The sequence below is a fragment of the Nitrosomonas sp. genome (genome assembly GCF_024282095.1).
Classification (GTDB): domain Bacteria; phylum Pseudomonadota; class Gammaproteobacteria; order Burkholderiales; family Nitrosomonadaceae; genus Nitrosomonas.
This window is the reverse complement of the sequence record NZ_JAMWZS010000020.1, coordinates 28113-48236: the sequence shown is the minus strand read 5'-3', so window position 1 is coordinate 48236 and position 20124 is coordinate 28113. Positions and strand designations below refer to the sequence as shown.

Genomic DNA, 20124 nt, shown 5'->3' with positions numbered 1-20124 from the left:
ATCGCTACTGTCGACGGACGGCTAGCGCATTCTTGGTGAAGAACAACTATTGACACAAACAGTACGTTTCCGCGATATCGAACAAGGCCCGGATGGGGCATTGTATGTATTGACGGATGAGGAAAACGGTAAATTGTTGAAGCTGGTACCGAAGCCTTGAGTTCGCTCGAACACGCACAGAAATAACTTCCTATCGATTAAACAATCATAGTGATTAAAAACTACGCTAGAATGAGGCCCGTTTTATTTTTCTTCCGCTAATCTTTTCTAACAGCCACCATTGATGGATATCGTCGATCTCAAGAACCCCACGCTGTATATCAATCGCGAATTGAGTCTGCTTGAATTCAACCGGCGCGTCATCGAACAGGCAAAAGATGAAAATCTGCCGCTGCTGGAGAGATTACGGTTTTTATGTATCGCCAGTACCAATCTGGATGAATTCTTTGAAATACGCGTCGCCGGTTTGAAGCAACAAGTCAAGTACGGCTCGACACAGACAGGCGCGGACAATCTGTCTCCGGCCGAAGTGCTGGCACGCGTCAGTGAAACAGCCCATCAGTTTGTTGAAGAGCAATACCATGTCTGGAATGACATGATCATTCCTGCATTAACCAGGGATAAAATCCGGCTATTGCGCCGTTCCCAATGGAAACCCCAACTCAGTCGCTGGATACACCGCTACTTCAAGGATGAAGTATTGCCGGTACTGAGTCCGCTGGGCCTGGATCCGGCACATCCCTTTCCCAGGGTATTGAACAAAAACCTGTACTTCATCATATCGCTGGAGGGAAAAGACGCTTTCGGCAGAGATTCGGGATTAGCCATCGTACAAGCGCCACGTTCGTTACCGCGGGTAATCCATATTCCGGCAAAATATAGTGGTGGAAATCATGATTTTGTCATGCTTTCATCGATTATCCATGCCCATGTGGGCGATCTGTTTCCCGGCATGAATGCGACTGGTTGTTATCAGTTCAAAGTCACGCGCGATAGCGATTTGCTGATCGACGACGAAGAAATCGACGATCTGCTGCGCGCGCTTGAAGGCGAATTGCCTTCACGGAGATTCAGTGATGCCGTGCGCCTGGAAGTTGCCGATAACTGCCCGGATAATCTAAGTCAATTCCTGTTACAAAAATTTGAACTGCAGCCAAATGATCTGTACCAAGTCACCGGCCCCGTCAATCTGGGGCGTTTGCTTGCGATCTGTGATCTGGTTGACCGCCCGGAACTCAAATATGCCGGATTTACACCGGAAGTACCGAAACGTTTGTTGAAGAATTCCAATATTTTTGACGCGCTGCATAATGGCGACATTCTGCTGCACCATCCATTCCAATCGTTTGCACCCGTCATTGATTTTTTGCGTCAGGCCGCAGCCGATCCCAATGTGTTATCCATCAAACAAACGCTCTATCGCACCGGCATCGATTCGGCAGTCGTCGAAATATTAAAGATTGCCGCGCGCGCCGGCAAGGAAGTCACCGTGGTGATCGAATTGCGGGCACGCTTCGATGAAGAAGCCAATATCGAGTTGGCCAGTGAATTACAACAAGCCGGCGCGCACGTCGTCTATGGTGTGGTCAATTATAAAACCCATGCCAAAATGATCCTGGTCGTGAGAAGGGAGGGCCGCACCTTGCGCCGCTATGTTCATTTGGGAACCGGCAATTATCATGCCCGGACTGCGCGTTTGTATACCGACTACGGCCTGCTGAGCTGCGACAAAGCAATCGGCGAGGATGTCAACAAACTGTTCCATCAACTGACCGGCCTCGGTCGTGCAGGCAGATTGAAAAAGCTTTTGCAGTCACCATTCACTCTGCACAAGGGAATACTGAGCCATATCGAAAAAGAAATCAGCGCTGCCAATGAAGGAAAAAAAGCCTGGATCATTGCCAAAATGAATGCATTGGTCGATCCGGAAATCATCGCTGCTTTGTATAAGGCATCGCGGGCAGGCGTAAAAATCGACCTGATCATTCGCGGCATATGCTGCCTGCGTCCCGGGGTCAAAGATATCTCGGAAAATATCACTGTGCGTTCCATCGTGGGCCGTTTTTTGGAGCATACCCGTGTTTATTATTTTCATAACGGCGGCGAAGAGTTGGTATTTTGTTCCAGCGCTGACTGGATGACACGTAACTTACATTATCGGGTTGAAGTGTGTTTTCCGATCGAAGAAAAACGCACCAGCGACACAGTCATCGATCATGGATTGTTAAGTTATCTGTCGGACAACACGCAGGCTTGGATACTGCAAAGCGATGGTTCCTACAAACGTTTAAAACCCGGCGCCGCTAAACCACGTTCGGCACAGCAATTATTGTTGGAACATTATTGCGGTCTGTCTTAACAGACTGTTAAGAAGCCTCTGCATAACTGTCATTTCGAGCATGGCGAGAAATTTATGCAATTGATTAGAAAAGATTCTTCACTCTTTTCGGTATGACAAAGGCGGGTTATCCAGGGAAACTCTCAATAACTGTCATTTCGAGCACAGCGAGAAATCTATGACATTGATTCACAAAGATTCCTCACTTTGTTCGGAATGACAAACATGAATTATTCAGAGTTTCCCCAGAGATTCCTCAAGGATCGCTACGCGCCAGCATTAGCAGGGTAATTTATGATGCATCAATTCAAACAACGCTTCATAAGGAATGGGTCTACTAAAATAATAGCCCTGGTGGAAATAACATTCATGCTGCAGCAATAATCCAACCTGCCGCTCTGTTTCCACCCCTTCCGCAATCACTGTCAGTCCCAGATTCCTACCCAGGCCGATCATCGCCTGCACAATCTTCAGATCGTTAAAATTCTGGTCTAGTGTACGCACGAACGTTTTGTCAATTTTCAAAATATCGATTGGAAACTCACGCAGCAATGTCAGCGAGGAATATCCCGTGCCAAAATCATCCAAGGCAATCAAAATATCCAAATTCTTTATTTCTCTCAGCACCTTGCCGGCACGCTCCATGTCGTTGACAATGGCGCTCTCGGTGATTTCAAGTATCAGGGATTTTGCCGGCAAGCCGGTATCGCGCAGTACTTGTGCAATCGTTTGAGAAAAATTCCTGTTCGATAGCTGGCGCGGATTGACATTCACCGACACCACGACTGGATATCCCAATTGCGCAAGCTTGTATGCAGCGGTGCACGACACTCTCAACACCATTTCGCCCAGCTGCTCGATCTGCCCGATATCTTCGGCCAACGGAATAAACTCACTGGGTGATAAATATCCCCGTTTAGGGTGCGGCCAGCGTACCAACGCTTCCATGTGTGAAATATGATGCGATTTCGCGTTGACTATCGGTTGGAACAATACCTGCAGTTCGCCATTTTTTATCGCCGCGCGCAATTCCCTTTCCAGTTCAAGCTGATCACGTGTCCACACCACTGAAGATTCCGGCGAATAAAAACCGAAGTGATCACCGCCATCCCGCTTGACACGGTACATTGCCGTACCCGCTCTTTCTAATACTGTTTCACTGGTCAGTCCATTCTCCGGATAAAAACTAATGCCGATACTGACCGAAACAAACACTTCCAAGCCGTCAATTTCAAATCGTTGCCTGATAATGTCGAGAATTTCCTGCGCCATATCAGCCGGAGGATTTTCTTTACTGAGACGGTCGGAAAGTAACACGAACTCATCTCCCCCCCAACGCGCCACAACATCTTCGGTATGCATGACATCGAACAGGCGCTTAGAAGCCATCTCGAGCAATTTATCGCCCGCATGATGCCCCATCGCATCATTAATTTTCTTAAAATTATCCAGCGTGACAAAGAATACTGTAATGATCTTCTCCGTATTCCGGATCGCCTGAATCATGCGGTCAAATTGCATCAACAAGCGGGAGCGATTCGGCAACTTCGTCAATGCGTCATAACTTTGCTGGTACGCGACCTGCCGCGCCAGTTCAACATTATCGGTAATATCCGTCATGGCAATCACTGCACCCATCATGACTTCACGGTCATCGTACAGTTGGTTGCGGACGATGCGAACCGTGCGCTCGTTGCCATAGGCTGTTTTGAGTGCGCCTTCGATCATACCAGTTTGCTCCAGATCCGAATTCGAGCCCGGAATAGTTGCTTCAGCCAACATCGTCGATGCGTTGTCGGTTTTTGCATGCAGCCCCAGAATTTCCTGCAAAAGCTTTCCTTTGATCTGATCGAGCTGTGTTTGCAGGATCCTTTCAGCGCCTTTGTTGATGTAAATGACATGATTGCAAGCATCGGTAATGATGACGCCGTCACGAATCGATTCCAATGCAGTACTCGAATGCGCTTTGGTAATCCACAGCGAATGCAGAAACTGATTGATGCGCTGCCAGTTCCACAGCGGATACAGTGACAGTGTGCCCAATAACGCCACACCAGGCGGAATCCAGATGTGACCCAACGTAAGTATCACGCCGGCAAGAAACACAGTGAGTATCAATATTCCCAACAGCATGGGAATCGTGAGATTGCTTCTCATCAAAACAATCATTGCCAAAATACCGGCTACCCAACACACTGAAATGATCGCTGTCGTGACCGTGGAAACCGGATAAACAGCACGGTTGTGCGTTAACATCGAGAAAACATTCGCATGCCATTCCACCCCCGTCATCGGCTGGCGATTGAGCGGCGATACCGGCGTTGCAAACCGTGTTCCCATACCGGCCGCCGTCATGCCGACAATGACCGTTTTATTTCTCAGACTGACTAACGCGTCATCATCGAATAATACCCGGGAGTAGGATATTTTTTGGATATTGCCGGGGTGACCGGTATAGGGTATGAGCACTTCCTGCGATCGCACCCAGTGTTGCCATTGCTCTGGTATTTCTTTGTCGATATCCGGTGATGGATACGATTTCTTTGCGCTCGCCGGATCTGCCAGCGCCAAACCCAATGCCGGCCACGTCGGCGCGTTGATGCCGGCGTGCAGGAAAACGCGCCGTGCAACACCGTCGCTATCCAGCTCAACGTCAGCATGACCCAAAACAGCCTGTTCACTGAACAGCGGCAGCGGTTGCGCCAGGACTATGGATTCCGAATCTGCGGCAGCGACCGGTGCGACCGGAAAAATGACATGGCCGTGTGCAGCGATCGCCAGAGCGAGTAAATGGTCGGCATACGGATCCGTTTCCTGTGCTTCTGAAAACAGGATATCCACAGCCACCGCCTTGTTGTCAATGCTGGCCAGACGCTTGATTAATTCTGCGTGTACCCCTCTGGACCAAGGCCAACGGCCTAAAGCCTTGAAACTTTCTTCGTCGATGGCGACAATGATGATATTGGGATCCTGCGGATATTGCTGCAATGTCGATAGCTTGTCATAGATAATGAAATCGAAACGCTCCAGCGCTTCTGTATATGCGATGAGCACGATGCCAACCAAAAGCACCGCCATCCGCAGAGCGAGCGTATTCCATTGCCTCGTTACATCGTCCCATTGCATCATAACAATACAAGCAGTGGCAGCAACATCAGCAGCATCAACCAAGGCGGTATACTGTATGGAATTTCAACCGTCTGCAACGCCCCCCATGGTCCCTGAAAACCGTCCGACTCAATCGTCTTGATACGCAGATAATAAGTACCGCCACCCGGCTTCGCTACGGTTATCTGAGACATCGGCGTCATCTCATCATGGATAATACCGGTGAACGCTTGATCACGAGCCAACTGAAAATGAAAGCTTTGCCCTTCCGCGGCGGCACGCCACACAAACGTCATTTCCTTTTCATTGAGTTGGGTAGCTTCCAGCGATGGCCCGGGATAAGGCACTCTGAAAGGCATGACGTCACTCATCGGCCCCGCGCCTTCACCGGCCGAGACAGAAAAAATACGCCAGAAGTAATGGCCCGGCGTCAACGATTCAGAAAGTGTCAGGCTGTTTCCTTGCACTTCGGGATTAAAGTAAATCACGCGGGTAAAATCGGAATCCGGGCTAATCATCAGGGCGTAATGAGACGCTTCGGATTGAAGCGCCCATTTGAATTCCTGCTGTTGCGGCGCTGTCGCACCGCCGGGCAGTGGCGCGATGATGAAAGGTGCTTCCGGACGCGCATTGAGCGAAAAAGGAATCACCGCATCCTTGCCTTCAATCCGTGATTCATCAATACCACGAATTCTCAGCCAGTAATCACCATCCGGAATCTCACCGTTACGGAAAGGTAAAGCGGTGGTAACAAATTCAGACCACAGATCTGCAAAATCCCGATCAATCGCTATTTGCGCGCGGTATGCATGCGCACCGGATAGTGGCTTTAATTGAATGACGAGCGGCAGTCGCTCATAATAACCGGCTGTTTCAGACAGATCGGGGGGTGGCAGTAACTTTATCGGCGCTCCCGGCGGTATTCCCCTGGATGTGGTAATCCCGTAGCCGGCAGGTACCTTGATAGGTTTTTTTTCACTGTTGACTTCGACTACACCGGTCAACACTTCGCTGCCACTGGATTGCGCTTCTTCAATGATACCGACACGGAAATCAGTACCGCGCACCAGACTAATTGCGGAAGGTGTTTTAATCCTGAAGCGCGTGCTCTTTTGCGACTTTCCGGGTACCGAACTCTCGGTGCGGCCATGTTGCAGGTCAATCAACGTATCGATCAAGCCATAATCGCCGAATATCCGCATATTCTCCAAGCGCAGGCGCGTATTGTTCTGCACGCGCAGATGTGATTTATCGGCAAATTCGATGACGGCAAATGCGTCGTTTCCGCTGCGTATTTCATCACCCACCAATAACTGCATGCCCAGTTCAACCGGCTTGTCCTCCTGACCGCTGCGTTGCAGCGTGACCGTGCCGTATACGCTGGTCACCTGTGCCAGTGCGTCGCCGATGAATCTTGTCCATGCCGTAGGAATTCGCAGCTGGGTTCCGGGCGGCATGACATAGGGATTCCGTACATTATTCAACTGCTGCAGCTTTTGTACATAGTCGATGCTTTTGAGATGGCGCTCGGTTAAATTCCACAGATTATCGCCGGGCCGCACGGTATAAATCCACTCCTCGGCGGCAACCGGAACAGATAACGCCATTAAAGCCGCCAATAACAGCCCGCGTAATCTGACAAAGTTGCTGTTAACAGGCCGTTGAAAAACGATCTGCGTTGCCGCTGCGGTGTTAAAAACAGGCTCAAAATGCGCATTGATTACGCATAAACTGCGCTTTCCCGCCCGTTTCTGCCTGGCATCGGCTGCCTCGAAAACGTTTTTCAGCGGCCTGTTAAGCATGTTTAGCTGCATATCATTGCCTATTCCTTCTCTTGAGGAATGCATCGACAGAATAATCATCCCTGAGAAACCTTCATCTCAACCGCCAAGCTTTGTACACCCGTTGTCAACCAATCTGTCATAGGAATCGTGCGCAGCTCATGGTCCTTGCCGATCAAACTGATTTGAATATCACGAATTATTCACAACTGCATGAACAGTCTATCTTTAGCGTCATGCATGATCAATAGCCGCTGCTGATAAACCGCATAAATATTGAAATAACGCTTCAGTGACGGATTGTTTTTTCGGTTACAAACAAGGTTGTTGAAGTATTGTGCATGCTTAGGTACCATTTCAATGCAGGTAGGACAGCAAAATGACGGATACCCAAATCGCAATAAAATTTTCGGAGTGAGATCATGAAGAAACTGATTGAATTGATGCGCATAGATGCTGGCCAACCCACAGCGCTTAAGTCGCTTGACAGTGCCCAACTCATTGAATTGCAAACCGCCCTGATTACATTGGGTTACCCGGCCGGTGATATCGACGGCAAATATGGTGCCAAAACCCGCAATGCGTGGGCGGAATTCTTGCAGGATACCCATCAGACTATCGCCCAGGATGCGATTGATTCAGTAACGGTTGCGCAACTCCAGGCAAGCCTGGACGATGCCGGTCAAATCCAGGGTTATGATTTCTCTTCCAAGGCCGGGACCATAAACGCCATAAAGCAGGAATGTATACGCCAGGGCATTGGCTTAAAAAGCCAGATCGCTTATGTACTTGCCACTGCAGACCATGAAACCAATCATACTTTCAAACCGGTTACCGAAGCTTATTGGTTAGCTGACCCGGATACCTATTTAAAACAGCATCATGCCGACTACTATCCTTATTATGGTCGGGGATATGTGCAACTAACTTGGGATTATAATTATGAGAAGTATGGAAAACTGGTTGGTGAAGATTTGCTCCATCATCCAGAACTAGCGCTGAAACCTGAAATCGCTTTGTTTGTGCTGGTGCACGGATTTAAAACCGGTGCATTCACGGGTCGGAAAATTTCCGATTACATCAATGCGCATGCCACCGATTTCGTAAAAGCCCGTTATTGTATCAATGGGCAAGACAAAGCCAATGAAATCGCTGAGTTAGCAAAAAATCACCTTGCCAGCTTATAGCCGTCATTGTAATCATCTGACACCAAGCGGTTGGTACTGAATCCAGCACACCGGAATCGTTCGACCGCAAATTAATCGGATCCCACCATACAGTATGCGCATCTCAGTAATAATCTGCCACTGCATACTCGCGCTCTGCATCTGTATATCGAGCATTCATCAGCCACGGGCCGAATCGATCTCTGATGCGAGTGCACGCTTGCCCAAACCGGACTCGAATTCTTCCACGGCATCCGCTACGCTGTCTGAATTCGAAGGCCGCTATCAAGTCGGCAATACAGTTTGCATCGTTATTCCGGTCAAAATGGCTTTCGAAGTGAAGTGGCTCAAAGGACAAGGAGTCATGCATTTTTTCTATAGTCAGACAACAGCGGATGGTAAACCGATATTTGTCTCTAAAGACCGGGGACAAGGACGGGATCAATTCGTCTTTGATGATAATTCTTATAATTCCGGTCAATTCATCAGAGCCGATGGCAAGGTTTTTACTTTGAAAAGATTATCAGCAGACTGATCACTAGCAAAATGAGCACTATCAGCTGAACAACAACTTAATATCCGCAACCTGAAGAAAGCCTTGCTCAGTACTGAGATCAACCAGCGTTAAAGGGTGCTTGTCCAACCAGCCCGGCGGAAAATCCATATCAACGCGGTTTTTGTTCACACTGATGCGTATCTCCGGCAAGGTGCTGTTGGATCGGCTTCTATGCAATACCACTGCCAGCCTTAACAAGATACTGAGTCTGATCACCGAAGTTCGCATCGACATGGTGATTGATTCGAACTCTTCCATAGGGAATTTACGGCGATGACTGCGAATCAGCATCGCGAGTTTCATTTGCTCCTGACGGGAAAAACCTGCCAAATCAGAGTTGGCAGTCAAATACGCGCCATGCCGGTGATACTGATTATGTGCAACCGACAATCCGATTTCATGAATTATCGCACCCCACATGAGCAATTTCAGATCCGTTTTCTCGTCCAGCTCCCAAGCGGTTTTTACCTGATGAAACAAGTTCTCGGCCGTGTCCCGGACCCGGTTCGCCTGCTCCATATCGACACTATATCTTTGCGCTACCGCCGCAATAGTCTTGTCCCTGATATCCTCATCATGTATCCGGCCAATCAGGTCATATAACAGCCCCTCGCGTAATGCGCCGTCGGACACGCTCATCCTGTCCAGATTCAAGGTTTCAAAAATACCGTACAATATCGCCACGCCACTGGCAAACACAGGCTTCCTGCGTTCTGACAAACCGGCAAAATCAAGCAACGCGCTATCGCCGATGGCAATCAGTGCGTCGACCAATCGAGCCAGCGCTGAAGCTGTGATACCTGAATCACACCATCCCTGCGCCTGCACCACATCGCGTATGGTCATAATGGTGCCGGAAGACCCCAATGCCTGGTCCCAACCCATTTTTTTATACACCGTTTCAATCGATTCCAGTTCCTGCATCGCAAACAATACGGCTCTGCGCATTTTCTTGGCCTTGATCTTGCCATCATCGAAGAAACGTTGCTCCACATTGACGCATCCCATATACAGGCTTTCGGTATAGTAGGTGTCAAACCCCCGGCCAATGATTAATTCGGTACTACCGCCACCGATATCAACAACCAGCCGCTTGTTCACTTCATCGTATAAGCTGTGTGCGACACCTGAGTAAATCAGTCTTGCTTCTTCGCGTCCGGCGATGATCTCTATCGGATGACCCAGCGCACTATGCGCCTGAGATAAGAAAACGCCGCCATTTCGCGCCTGACGCAGCGTATTGGTTCCTACCGCACGCACATTTACATGAGGAATTTCCCTGATGCGCTGGCCAAAACGTTGCAGACATTCCAGCGCCTGTTGCATGGATTCCTTCGATAACTCGTGCTTGTCGTTCAGTCCCGAAGCCAATCTGACCATATCTTTCATGCGATCAATAATCTGCAGGCGACCATCCACCAAGCTGGCTACAATCATGTGAAAGCTGTTTGAGCCTAGATCTACAGCAGCATAGGATTCATCCATGTTGGTTGTCATAGGAATGGTAATATGTAAATTAATGAGGGCATTTTTTAAAGAGACTTATGCAAAAACATCAGCTGATCATTATGCGGCATGCCAAATCAGATTGGTCTGAAGGGAACGGCTCCGATTTTGAACGCCCTTTGACACCGCGCGGAGAAAAAGCTGCTAAGCAAATGGGTAAATGGCTGCAGCACCGATATCGCATCGATCGGATCATCTGTTCACCCGCAGTACGGGCAAAACAAACCTGTCAATTGGTAACGGAGCAACTACGCTTGCCACAGAATCATATCCGTTGGGAATCCGGAATCTACGATGCATCATTAAATGATTTGATCTCTGTTATCAAGAAATATAGCGAGGATATCCATACATTACTACTTATTGGCCATAATCCCGGACTCGACCAATTACTCTGTTACCTGTCGCGCGATCCACCCCCTGTTAACAGCACAGGCAAGCTACTGACCACCGCAGCAATCGCCGTGCTTGATTATGGCGATACCGCCATCACCGCACAACCCGGTCACGCATACCTGCAATGCTTGGTCAGACCGAAAGAATTATCCTGACAGGCTTTCTTACTTCAATCACAAAGACGAAAAAACCACCCATGCGCTCATGAGTTAAGTCATTGATCTTTGCGTCATCCGCATGCATGCTCAATCATGATTTTTTCTTATTTTTTCCCTTCTTTTTACTATCCTTATTCTTATTCTTTTTCTTATCTTTATTTTTTTCTTTCTTTTTCTTATCCTTATCTTTTACTTTCTCTTTCTTCTCATCATCCTTTTTATTTTTCTTCTTGTCCTCTGCTGCACCTGTTGCAGCTTGATTTAAAGCTCGACTGACTACAGGCTTCTCACTGACAGGCTTTTTAACAGTCGTTTGCGCACTTTTGACCGGAGCAGCCAGTTGTTTCGCCGCTTTATGCAAGCAATCCGACGCCGATTTCTTAACCGCCCTCGCACGTATGTCACCACTAAAACCCGATATTTTTTGCAATTCCGCCAAGCTGATCGATGCCAGTGCTTCAACCGTCTTGATATTATGCTCAGCCAACAGCTTGACCGCAGCAGGGCCGATTCCAGCGACATCCGTTAATTTGACCATGACTAGACTCCAGTTTGCTTGAAAAACCCATTATATCCGGCTGTTGATTAAATACAACGAACTTTAAGTACATACGGCATGCAATCTATTCCTCGATGCCGTACCCGATTTTATTCATCCTTATTCCCCGATTGCCCGGACGGCGATTCCACATTGATTTCAGACTCGGACACTGGCGTAGCTAAAAACGTGACCGGCAGTTCCCTATAGGTCGAAGATGTTGTAAACATTTCCATAGTGGCCGGCGTCGTAAGAAAATCGGCAAAAAAAAGATTGACGTAGTTACCTGATACTGTGGAAAAACCGAATCCATACAGGGTGATCTGACCTGATGTACCGGTGCGGATCAAGTTATCAAGCACATAAGGCTCATTTCCTGGAATCGCGCTACCAGACGGATACAATCTGGTAATAAGCTCGCCATTGCGATGACCGGTAATGCTGGAAATTTGATAAAAACCCTGCGAATCCACCGTTTCGGATGTCGTAATCGTCCCACTGGCGGCAACGTTGCTCCCGGTATAGCGCCAGTTCCATATCTTCTCAGCCCTGACATTTTGCATGGATAGCGCCCCGGCAACGAACAGTGCCGCAAAAGCGGTGCTAAATAGAATAAAACGTAGCCAACCTTGCATAAGATAAAGTCCTGCGGCAGATTACTGAATCAGGAAGAACGGCCAGAATGTGGATAAACTACTCAAATGCCATGCATATCATACGCGGAAAAACCGTTGTTGAATCCTGCGGTTTATTTTGAACAGCAGCAGAATATACTCGCTGAACGAGTTCAGAGCATATTCTTAGCAAGAAGAATGTGTTTGTGCGTGGCAATTTGAAATCAGGCACATACCACCGAAGCCTTTCATTGCGGGTCGCAGTTCATCAAGCGCTTTCTGTGCTTGATCTTCTTTACAAGCGAAAATTATTACCGCATTTTCATCGGTTAGAAGAACATCATCGGGATTTCGTATGCCTCGTGTCCCCAATCCTCCCGCATCCTTGATAACAGTATATCCGCGTATTCCGGATCTTTCCAACAACTCAATCAACTGATTAAGTTGCTCTGTTCCGATAACGATTTCGAATCTTTTCATTACTATTGAACCATTCATTCATTTTCCTCCGGGAATCATCAAATCACTTGCTGTGCAATCACTGATAACAATCTGTTTACACAATCAAGATATGGCTGATCTTAATACACCCGGTACTATGTGCATATTAAGGAAACCCTTGTTCTTGCTTAAAGGAAACCATTAATCAATACTCACTTTGCTGGCAAGAACCCGCCTACGATAAGCGATCATCATCATTAACAGCACACAAACCGCCGCAATGGTGGCTGGAAACAACAGGGTGGTGATTGAATGGTTCTCCAGTGCCATCATGACCAGCAGATTACGCACTGTGAACAAACCAAAAAACAGTTGGGATTCCGAATACGGAAGATGATAAGCCTTTCTGACCGTCGGCCCAAACCCGAGTACATCGACGATTGTTAACAAAACAACCGCCCATAATGGATCTGATGTCAAATACCACAGCGGCAAAGACGACAGTGCCGCAACAAAGAACAACCAATCGGTTTTGGTGATGGTCACGTCAGCACGTTTTATGTAGGCCAGGCAGGCAATAAAAATCGTGATACTGCCTGAAACACCAATCGGCCAGGCACCCACACCGCCCTTGTCTTCAAGCTGTGCCAGAAATGCCAGAAAAGTGGTCGCACCCCAAATCACCCAGGAAAACACATGCGGCCGGATAGCACCGTTAAAGATTGCGCGGATATACGGAACGAACGCCGCCAGTGTCAACACGATAGCGATAACGCTTAAGATCTCTTTGTAAAACATGATTCCCTTGTTCTGCTGCGCTTGCGAAAACTCTACATAACCCACACTTGTCATTCCGAACAACGTGAGGAATCTTCGACCTCAACCAATCAACCATAAGATTTCTCACACTGTTCGAAATGACAGTTATCGAGGGTTTCTTAAGTCACGATGATTGCTCATGAGCCTTTCAATTTGCTCAACCGCGCACGACACGCCATCTTCCTGCGCCATCGCTGCACCCAGCGCCTTTGCGCGTTGCATCACTTCGAGATTCTCAGCGAAGGCGATCATGCTGGAAAGTTTCTGCGCATCGATCTTGGCATGGGGCGCATGCTTTGGCGCAACGCCGATTGATGCAAGTCTGCCGGCCCAAAAGGATTGATCTCCGGTGAATGGGATAACAACCGATGGCACACCCGCCCGGCACGCGGTATGCGTAGTACCGGCACCGCCGTGATGGATCACCATCGCGGTACGGGGAAACAGCCAATGGTGCGGTGTGTCGCCAATGACAAAGAAATTTTTGGGCAGCAAAGCGGGATCAATGCCGCTCCAACCCGGGAAGAACAAAGCGCGGCGTCCGGCCACCGCGCCTACGACAGCCGTGAGGAGTTTTTTCCGGTCGAATCCGCCCATGCTGCCGAAACCGACATAAATCGGCGGCTCTCCAGCGGAAAGAAATTCGGCCAAAGCGGCTGGCGGTTCCCAGGCACCGGAGTCTACAAACCATGCGCCGCATATTTGCCAGATCTCAGGCCAATCCGACGGTTGCTGCACAAGATGGCGCGACACACCATACAGCGTTGGAAAATCACGCCACATCTGCTGCCGCGGTGCTTGCCCGCACACTGTGCGACGCGCCTCGTTGATTCTGTTGCGAAATAGCCGCCATATCAACGCATTGACCGCATGATGGCTCAGCCGATTAAGCCAGCCGGGCATCTGCCAGGACGGCAGCAACGGAGAAGGAAACTCCCGGGTCGGAGATAACGGCCACAGACCCAAACCGATGGCGGATATATGCAAGTGTTCCGCCACCGATAACCCGACATAGCCCGTAATCCCTGAAGACAGAATGGCGTCAGAAGACGCAGCCTGTTCCACGATTTCTTTCATCCAGGCAACCGTGTTCTCGTCGGCAATGCGCGCAACCGCCTTGGCCATCTGCGTCACATCGCCGCTCTCCTTTATCAGCTCCGACAACACACCGCCCGGCCCGACCGTCGCCTTCATATCACCACTCAGTGCCTGCGCAGGAACTCCCTGCGCTTGCGCAGTTGCCAGCGTGGATCGGTCAGCCAAGAGTTGAACGTCATGACCCGCATTCAGCAAGCCACGACACAACCCGACCAGCGGACGGGTATCACCTTCGGTTCCGTATGTGACGACTGTGAATTTCATGGGTTTCTTCTGAGAACTAACGATTAGGCATCACTTTACTGGAGGCAAACATGCTTTGTATTCGAACTGCCATGAATGAATTTCATCCATCAGCATAGGCGGATAACCTTATTCATGCCTGCGAAGCGGGTGTATTCCGACATGGGCATAAGAATTCAGAACATTCCAGGAATTCTCCTTAAACTGTTGCAGTGCATCGAAGGCTTGGGGAGGTGCCTTTATCGATACGGTCTGAGTCATTATAAAATGGCAATGCAAAGATTTCGTGCAGTTTCGCTACCCGTTCCTTTGATATCACGGAAGATACCTTTTGATGTCCAGAGCTCCATGAAATACACCCAAAATATCAGTATCCTGTGACGATCGTAGCAAGTATGCAATGCGATAATGACCGTAGTACAGAACTCTGACTTCCCCTTCGGATTCAGCGCGATATTTCTGTCCAATTTCCGGGAAATGATACAGAACTTGAGTCTTCTCAAAAATTCCTGTCACAACTTTCGAAGCCGTTGCCGGATTATCTTCCGCAATATAATCATAAATATCATGGAGCCAGCGCTCCGCTTCTTCAGTCCAAACTATTTCTGCCATGCACGAATTCGCTGTTCTATCTCGCCATTAGAAATAACCCATCCCTGCCGGGAATCTTCAAGGCCGCGCGCCACCATTCTTTCGAATGCCAACTCCCGCATGATTTCTTCATAAGTGGCGTCTTCCGGTTGCGCCTGAATCACTTCAGCCATTTTCTCTTTCGCATTGAACATACCAACCTCCGTGATGTACTGAATTCTTGCTTACCTTTACTGTTTCAATAGCTTTTCCTATCCTACTCCCAAATCACCATCTTGAAGCGTTCTTTAACGATGCCAAAATAGTTACATTTCCAATCGCTTTGCGCAAAGAAATCCAAATGATGCCATTGGTCTTTCCGTTTCAGGATGCTGGCCGCCGCATCGTCCCAATCCGTAGCTGCGAATTTAGCCTCTAACTGTTGCTTGCGTACCGCTACTTCGTCAAAATCAAAACCGTCGTATTCCCAGTGCAATACTTCAAATACGTTGCCGGCACGATCCACATAATCCATACTGAAATCCAGTCCCCACTTGGGGCGCATCTTGATGATTTTATAGACCAAAGGATTTGTCTGCGCCCATCGTTCGAGTTGTTCCAGCGCTTCCCCGCTATAGCCTTTCCGTTCGAACAACAAACTGTGGTTAAGCACAGCTCCCTCCATCCGCTCCGGTTGCGTAAACCAGGGCGCTTTTAAGGCGCGCCGATGTTCCCGATGCGCTTTAGCAGGCGTCAAGTTCATTATGGCATAGCGCTGTTCCAAATCCGTCAGGTCGTAGCCGTTTTGATCAAAAAGCGCAAGCTCATGGGCTGTGGGGGAATCCAAACTTTCAAGCGGTTGATTCCAATAGCCTTGGGGATTCAATTGATTGTTGGTTAAATCTAAGTAACACATGGGTACAAAAAATATTTTCCAGTTAACAGGTTAACAAAAACTATCAAGATTTGATGTGCGATTTCCCATACAATTCACGCAATTCATTCTTAGCTCTTTCCAACACATCCCGCTGCTGCGCGGACAAATGCTTTCCCGCCCGGTTGATATAAAAATTGAGCATCGACATCGCCGCTGCAAACGGTGCAGCCTTACGCCGCTGACTGTTGTCAGCGGAATGCTTGAGCGACAACGCAATTTTGCGCGGATCATCCCACGAAAAAACACCGGGCTCAAGATCCAATGCGTTGCTGGTTCCGGTGACTTGTTGCGACCAATGGCGTGGGTTGTTTTGAGGCATTGGACTTAGGTTGCGGTTAATTTAATAGCATAAAGCGATATATCACAATCGTATTGCAACTTATCTGAAGTTTCCCAATCTTGCAACATCCAGAAATTCAGCACCTTTTTGCGCATTCATTTTCGAATCAAATGGCAATACTCCCAGCAACGGGCAGTCCAGCCGTTGCTTCAGCGTCGCAATATTTTGCGCCAAAACCAACATCTGCGGATCGATGCAATTTGCCACCCATCCAACCAATGTCAGGCCGGCAGTCCGTATTGCCTGGGCTGTCAGCAACGCGTGATTCAGACAACCCAAACGCATGCCGACCACTAATATCACCGGCAAATCGAGTATTCTTGCCAAATCCGCTCCCGTCTGATGTTGACTGAATGGCACCAGAAACCCTCCGACACCTTCCACAATAACGATCTCGGCCTGCTTACTTAATTCGAGATAGGCTTGATGAATGACTGCCAAATCAATTTCTGTGCCCGCTTGTTGCGCGGCGAGATGCGGGGAAATCGGTGGATCGAATGCGTAAGGATTGATTTGCTGGCGGGTAATATTCACATTGCTTGCGGCCAATAGTTGCTCGACATCCAACCACTTTCCGTTTTCACTCCCGGCGGCAATCGGTTTCATGCCAACTACTTTTTTACCTTGCGCAGCAAATGCGTGCAACAGAGCACAACTAACGGTGGTTTTACCGATGCCGGTATCGGTTCCGGTGACAAAAAAACCCGCAGCCATAGAAACCAGTTAACCCATTAAACCCAGTTGCCTGCGGGTTTCCGGCGTCAACACGGAGCGGCGATCCAGCGGTTTCCAGGCATGACCGTAGACGACTTCAAACGTCGCAGGCAATTTGCCGTCACGGCGCAATTTTTCGTATGCACTGATCGCTTTTTGCCACTTGTTTTTCCCCATCAATCCCTGCCGCCTGCCAAGTAATACGTTATGTGCGCCGATGGCTTTTAAATCACGCATCACGCTGATGACGTCGGAATACGTCAGGGTGATATATTCCATGTCCATCACCGGTGTGGAAAAACCGTTGTGCACCAGCAAATCGCCGATATCGTGCATGTCGATGAAGCGGTTGACGTGGCTGAAGGTATCGGCTTGCGCAAAGGATTGACGCAACTCCTTCAGCGTATCCGGGCCGAAAGTGCTGAACATCAGCAGGCCGTCGGTGCGCAGAATGCGGTACATTTCGGCGAATGTGTGTTCCAAGTCGTTACACCACTGAAACGCGAGGTTCGACCAGATCATACCGACGCTTGCATTTTTAAACGGAATTTGTTCAATATCGGCGCATACATAATCCGTGCGTTGCTGCGACGGCAATAGGCGTTGCCACCAGGCGGTATTGGGGCGCGCATGCGACAGCATCGCCCAGGCGATATCGACAGCGATCAATTGGCTGGCAGGATAACGTTTAGCCAACTGTTGGCTGCCGTAACCCGTGCCGCTACCGGCATCGATAATCACATCGGGCCGATATTTGATGTATTCCAGGCGTGACAGCATGCGATTGCTGATCTCGCGTTGCAGCACCGCTGCCTGGTCGTAGCTGTCGGCGGCACGTTCAAACGCGGTGCGTAATTGTTTTTTATCAAGCGTGTGTTCGGAATTCATTGAGGCAAGTCACAAATTGTTCAGGATACGATAAAAACGGTGCGTGGCCGCAGTGCGGAAACATCACCCGTTGCGATTGCGGCAATTGTTGATGCATCCAGTCGGCAGCGGCCGGATGAGTAATCACGTCATTTTCACCGTGCAATAATAAGACCGGTTGCCGGATCGCGCTAATGCGGTCGCGTAAATCGCTATGCTGCAAAATCTTCAAACCTTTCTCCAATGCGCCGGGATCCGGCTCGGCGCGCTGAAAAAAATGCTTGCGCAGTTGCGACAGGATCTTGCTTGCATCGCGGTCACCACTCATTTGCAGCGTCAGGAAACGGTTGATCGTGGTGGCATAATTGAGTTTCAGATTTTCCAGGAAAAGCTGAAGTAATTTGCGTTCCATGCCCGATTCCCAATCGTCGCGCTTGGCAAAACACGGGGTGGTGGAAATCAGCACTAGCTTCTGCACGCGTTCCCGTTCACGTAGCGCCAACTCGATGGCGATCTGTCCACCCAACGACCAACCACCTAATATACAACGTTCAGGCAGAATTTCCGTGATGATGTCGACCAGATGATCCAATGTCCCCGGTTCACGCGCAGGACTCAAACCATGCCCGGGCAAATCCACCAGATGCAAACGAAACTGCTGACTCAATTGCTCGCGAACACTGCTCCATATGCCGCTGTGCATCGCCCAGCCGTGCAATAGAACCAGATCGGGGCCTTGCCCCACGGTTTCGATATGCAACTGCATCATGATACTGCCAGCTCGTGCAAGGCTTGTGTCAACCGCAGGATATCATGCGGTTGATGCGCAGCAGACAACGAGATACGCAATCGCGCCATGCCCTGCGGCACCGTCGGCGGGCGGATTGCCGGCACCAAAATGCCGCGTTCGCGCAGCCCCTGGCTGATGCGCACGGTTTCGGCATTGCCCCCGATCAACAGCGGCTGGATCGGCGTACTGGAAGGCAGTAATTGCCACGGCGATGATTGCAACGCCTCCTTCAATTGTGCAATGTTTCGCGCCAATGCATCGCGCCGCCACTCATCTTGTTCAATCAGCCGCAAACTTGTCGATAATGCGTGCGATAACAATGACGGTGTAGCCGTCGTATAGATATAACTGCGCGCGGATTGGATCAAGGTTTCGATGACTTCCGTTTGCGCCGCAACGAATGCACCGAATACACCGGCGGCTTTGCCCAGCGTTGCCATGTACACGACGTTCGGCGAATGTTGCTTGGGATGATCGGGCATAAACAAACTGCCCCGTCCCTGCTTGCCCAATACACCAAAACCATGTGCATCATCCAGTAACAACAACGCATGATACTGCTCGCATAAGGCGACCAGCTGAGGAACCGGCGCAATATCGCCTTCCATGCTGAATACTGCATCAGAGATTACCAGCTTGCGCCGCGCATTCGAAGTTGCCAGATGTTGTTCCAAAGCAGCAAGATCGAGATGTGGGTAGCGAATGAATTTCGCTCGTGACAATAAGGCCGCGTCATTCAGCGAGGCATGATTCAGTTTATCGGCAAAAATCGCATCTTCACGCCCCACTAAGGCAGTGACGACACCGATATTCGCCATATAGCCGGTGGAAAATAACAACGCTTTGGGGAAACCGCTAAATTGTGCCAGCACCTGCTCCAAATCATGATGCGCAGTGGAATGACCATTGATCAGATGCGAAGCGCCTGCACCGACACCATAGCGTTGTGCGCCTTCGCAGGCTGACTGGATTAAGTCCGGATGGTTGGCCAAACCCAGATAATCATTGCTGCTGAATGCCAGATAGTCGCAACCATCAATAGTGATGTGACTTGCTTGCGGACTTTCCACGACTTGCCGGAAGCGCCGCAGCCCTTGTTGCTCACGGACACGCAGCTGTTCAGCCAGGTCTGGAAACATGGTTT

Annotated in this window: 21 protein-coding genes; 5 read left to right on the top strand and 16 right to left on the bottom strand. The window is 49.3% G+C overall.

Translation table 11 applies throughout. The annotated features are described in order from the left end of the window. Positions 1–28 precede the first annotated feature (28 nt). Entirely contained in the window at positions 29–160 is a 132-nt protein-coding gene (locus tag Q0K92_RS07630) for a PQQ-dependent sugar dehydrogenase (RefSeq protein WP_297325213.1), read from the top strand. Between the two features lie 123 nt (positions 161–283). Next, on the top strand, positions 284–2359 hold the full coding sequence (gene ppk1 / locus Q0K92_RS07625) for a polyphosphate kinase 1 (RefSeq protein ID WP_297325211.1): 2076 nt from the start codon (positions 284–286) through the stop codon (positions 2357–2359). Between the two features lie 258 nt (positions 2360–2617). On the opposite strand, the gene Q0K92_RS07620 is transcribed toward ppk1, so the two are convergent. Beyond that, on the bottom strand, positions 2618–5467 hold the full coding sequence (locus Q0K92_RS07620) for an EAL domain-containing protein (protein WP_297325210.1): 2850 nt from the start codon (positions 5465–5467) through the stop codon (positions 2618–2620). After that, positions 5464–7248: a FecR domain-containing protein gene (locus Q0K92_RS07615; protein ID WP_297325209.1), complete on the bottom strand. Its 1785-nt coding sequence runs from the start codon at positions 7246–7248 to the stop codon at positions 5464–5466. The genes Q0K92_RS07620 and Q0K92_RS07615 overlap by 4 nt, the downstream gene beginning before the upstream one ends. 401 nt (positions 7249–7649) lie before the next feature. On the opposite strand from Q0K92_RS07615, the gene Q0K92_RS07610 reads away from it, so the two are divergent. After that, on the top strand, positions 7650–8414 hold the full coding sequence (locus Q0K92_RS07610) for a glycoside hydrolase family 19 protein (RefSeq protein ID WP_297325208.1): 765 nt from the start codon (positions 7650–7652) through the stop codon (positions 8412–8414). 94 nt (positions 8415–8508) lie between these two features. Beyond that, the gene (locus tag Q0K92_RS07605; protein ID WP_297325207.1) at positions 8509–8928 is read left to right on the top strand and encodes a hypothetical protein; all 420 of its coding nucleotides are present in this window, start codon (positions 8509–8511) and stop codon (positions 8926–8928) included. 21 nt (positions 8929–8949) lie between these two features. Here Q0K92_RS07605 and ppx read toward each other — a convergent pair whose 3' ends face one another. Beyond that, positions 8950–10446, bottom strand: coding sequence for an exopolyphosphatase (gene ppx, locus Q0K92_RS07600; RefSeq protein WP_297325206.1), 1497 nt, complete (start codon positions 10444–10446; stop codon positions 8950–8952). A gap of 47 nt (positions 10447–10493) precedes the next feature. Here ppx and sixA point away from each other — a divergent pair, with 47 nt between their 5' ends. Further along, positions 10494–11006 carry a phosphohistidine phosphatase SixA gene (gene sixA / locus Q0K92_RS07595; protein WP_297325205.1) on the top strand — a complete coding sequence of 171 codons (513 nt, stop codon included), beginning with the start codon at positions 10494–10496 and terminating at the stop codon, positions 11004–11006. Between the two features lie 94 nt (positions 11007–11100). Here sixA and Q0K92_RS07590 read toward each other — a convergent pair whose 3' ends face one another. From Q0K92_RS07590 to bioF, 13 genes are all read right to left on the bottom strand, one after another. After that, entirely contained in the window at positions 11101–11547 is a 447-nt protein-coding gene (locus Q0K92_RS07590; protein WP_297325204.1) for a helix-hairpin-helix domain-containing protein, read from the bottom strand. Positions 11548–11657: 110 nt separating this feature from the next. Continuing rightward, on the bottom strand, positions 11658–12182 hold the full coding sequence (locus Q0K92_RS07585) for a hypothetical protein (RefSeq protein ID WP_297325203.1): 525 nt from the start codon (positions 12180–12182) through the stop codon (positions 11658–11660). A 165-nt stretch (positions 12183–12347) separates the two neighbouring features. After that, a complete protein-coding gene (locus Q0K92_RS07580) occupies positions 12348–12641 on the bottom strand; it encodes a DUF190 domain-containing protein (protein WP_366084188.1) in 294 nt (97 codons plus the stop codon). Positions 12642–12803: 162 nt separating this feature from the next. After that, positions 12804–13400, bottom strand: coding sequence for a hypothetical protein (locus Q0K92_RS07575; protein WP_297325201.1), 597 nt, complete (start codon positions 13398–13400; stop codon positions 12804–12806). Between the two features lie 126 nt (positions 13401–13526). After that, complete coding sequence (locus tag Q0K92_RS07570) at positions 13527–14783, bottom strand: glycosyltransferase (protein WP_297325200.1); 1257 nt, start codon at positions 14781–14783, stop codon at positions 13527–13529. Between the two features lie 294 nt (positions 14784–15077). Continuing rightward, on the bottom strand, positions 15078–15374 hold the full coding sequence (locus Q0K92_RS07565; protein ID WP_297325199.1) for a type II toxin-antitoxin system RelE/ParE family toxin: 297 nt from the start codon (positions 15372–15374) through the stop codon (positions 15078–15080). Continuing rightward, positions 15362–15547, bottom strand: a complete 186-nt coding sequence (locus Q0K92_RS07560) for a hypothetical protein (protein WP_297325198.1) — start codon at positions 15545–15547, stop codon at positions 15362–15364. Before Q0K92_RS07560 ends, Q0K92_RS07565 begins: the two co-directional genes overlap by 13 nt. Positions 15548–15609: 62 nt before the next feature. Further along, a complete protein-coding gene (locus Q0K92_RS07555; RefSeq protein ID WP_297325197.1) occupies positions 15610–16248 on the bottom strand; it encodes a hypothetical protein in 639 nt (212 codons plus the stop codon). 43 nt (positions 16249–16291) lie between these two features. Then, complete coding sequence (locus Q0K92_RS07550) at positions 16292–16588, bottom strand: DUF3175 domain-containing protein (RefSeq protein WP_297325196.1); 297 nt, start codon at positions 16586–16588, stop codon at positions 16292–16294. A 60-nt stretch (positions 16589–16648) separates the two neighbouring features. Further along, positions 16649–17323, bottom strand: a complete 675-nt coding sequence (bioD, locus tag Q0K92_RS07545; RefSeq protein WP_297325195.1) for a dethiobiotin synthase — start codon at positions 17321–17323, stop codon at positions 16649–16651. Between the two features lie 9 nt (positions 17324–17332). Beyond that, positions 17333–18211, bottom strand: coding sequence for a malonyl-ACP O-methyltransferase BioC (gene bioC, locus Q0K92_RS07540; protein WP_297325194.1), 879 nt, complete (start codon positions 18209–18211; stop codon positions 17333–17335). After that, positions 18189–18959 (bottom strand): pimeloyl-ACP methyl ester esterase BioH, encoded by a 771-nt coding sequence (bioH, locus tag Q0K92_RS07535; RefSeq protein ID WP_297325193.1) that lies wholly within the window; start codon positions 18957–18959, stop codon positions 18189–18191. The genes bioC and bioH overlap by 23 nt, the downstream gene beginning before the upstream one ends. Beyond that, positions 18956–20119, bottom strand: coding sequence for an 8-amino-7-oxononanoate synthase (gene bioF / locus Q0K92_RS07530; protein ID WP_297325192.1), 1164 nt, complete (start codon positions 20117–20119; stop codon positions 18956–18958). Before bioF ends, bioH begins: the two co-directional genes overlap by 4 nt. Positions 20120–20124 lie beyond the last annotated feature (5 nt).

What these genes read in the sequence shown, in the direction of transcription:
- Q0K92_RS07590 (WP_297325204.1), bottom strand. Translation starts at nt 11,547, where the DNA reads ATGGTCAAATTAACGGATGTCGCTGGAATCGGCCCTGCTGCGGTCAAG.
- bioH (WP_297325193.1), bottom strand. Translation starts at nt 18,959, where the DNA reads ATGATGCAGTTGCATATCGAAACCGTGGGGCAAGGCCCCGATCTGGTT.
- Q0K92_RS07575 (WP_297325201.1), bottom strand. Translation starts at nt 13,400, where the DNA reads ATGTTTTACAAAGAGATCTTAAGCGTTATCGCTATCGTGTTGACACTG.
- Q0K92_RS07615 (WP_297325209.1), bottom strand. Translation starts at nt 7,248, where the DNA reads ATGCTTAACAGGCCGCTGAAAAACGTTTTCGAGGCAGCCGATGCCAGG.
- bioF (WP_297325192.1), bottom strand. Translation starts at nt 20,119, where the DNA reads ATGTTTCCAGACCTGGCTGAACAGCTGCGTGTCCGTGAGCAACAAGGG.
- Q0K92_RS07620 (WP_297325210.1), bottom strand. Translation starts at nt 5,467, where the DNA reads ATGATGCAATGGGACGATGTAACGAGGCAATGGAATACGCTCGCTCTG.
- ppx (WP_297325206.1), bottom strand. Translation starts at nt 10,446, where the DNA reads ATGACAACCAACATGGATGAATCCTATGCTGCTGTAGATCTAGGCTCA.
- Q0K92_RS07570 (WP_297325200.1), bottom strand. Translation starts at nt 14,783, where the DNA reads ATGAAATTCACAGTCGTCACATACGGAACCGAAGGTGATACCCGTCCG.
- bioC (WP_297325194.1), bottom strand. Translation starts at nt 18,211, where the DNA reads ATGAATTCCGAACACACGCTTGATAAAAAACAATTACGCACCGCGTTT.
- Q0K92_RS07610 (WP_297325208.1), top strand. Translation starts at nt 7,650, where the DNA reads ATGAAGAAACTGATTGAATTGATGCGCATAGATGCTGGCCAACCCACA.
- Q0K92_RS07550 (WP_297325196.1), bottom strand. Translation starts at nt 16,588, where the DNA reads ATGCCTCAAAACAACCCACGCCATTGGTCGCAACAAGTCACCGGAACC.
- Q0K92_RS07585 (WP_297325203.1), bottom strand. Translation starts at nt 12,182, where the DNA reads ATGCAAGGTTGGCTACGTTTTATTCTATTTAGCACCGCTTTTGCGGCA.
- ppk1 (WP_297325211.1), top strand. Translation starts at nt 284, where the DNA reads ATGGATATCGTCGATCTCAAGAACCCCACGCTGTATATCAATCGCGAA.
- Q0K92_RS07580 (WP_366084188.1), bottom strand. Translation starts at nt 12,641, where the DNA reads ATGAAAAGATTCGAAATCGTTATCGGAACAGAGCAACTTAATCAGTTG.
- Q0K92_RS07605 (WP_297325207.1), top strand. Translation starts at nt 8,509, where the DNA reads ATGCGCATCTCAGTAATAATCTGCCACTGCATACTCGCGCTCTGCATC.
- Q0K92_RS07565 (WP_297325199.1), bottom strand. Translation starts at nt 15,374, where the DNA reads ATGGCAGAAATAGTTTGGACTGAAGAAGCGGAGCGCTGGCTCCATGAT.
- sixA (WP_297325205.1), top strand. Translation starts at nt 10,494, where the DNA reads ATGCAAAAACATCAGCTGATCATTATGCGGCATGCCAAATCAGATTGG.
- bioD (WP_297325195.1), bottom strand. Translation starts at nt 17,323, where the DNA reads ATGGCTGCGGGTTTTTTTGTCACCGGAACCGATACCGGCATCGGTAAA.
- Q0K92_RS07560 (WP_297325198.1), bottom strand. Translation starts at nt 15,547, where the DNA reads ATGTTCAATGCGAAAGAGAAAATGGCTGAAGTGATTCAGGCGCAACCG.
- Q0K92_RS07555 (WP_297325197.1), bottom strand. Translation starts at nt 16,248, where the DNA reads ATGTGTTACTTAGATTTAACCAACAATCAATTGAATCCCCAAGGCTAT.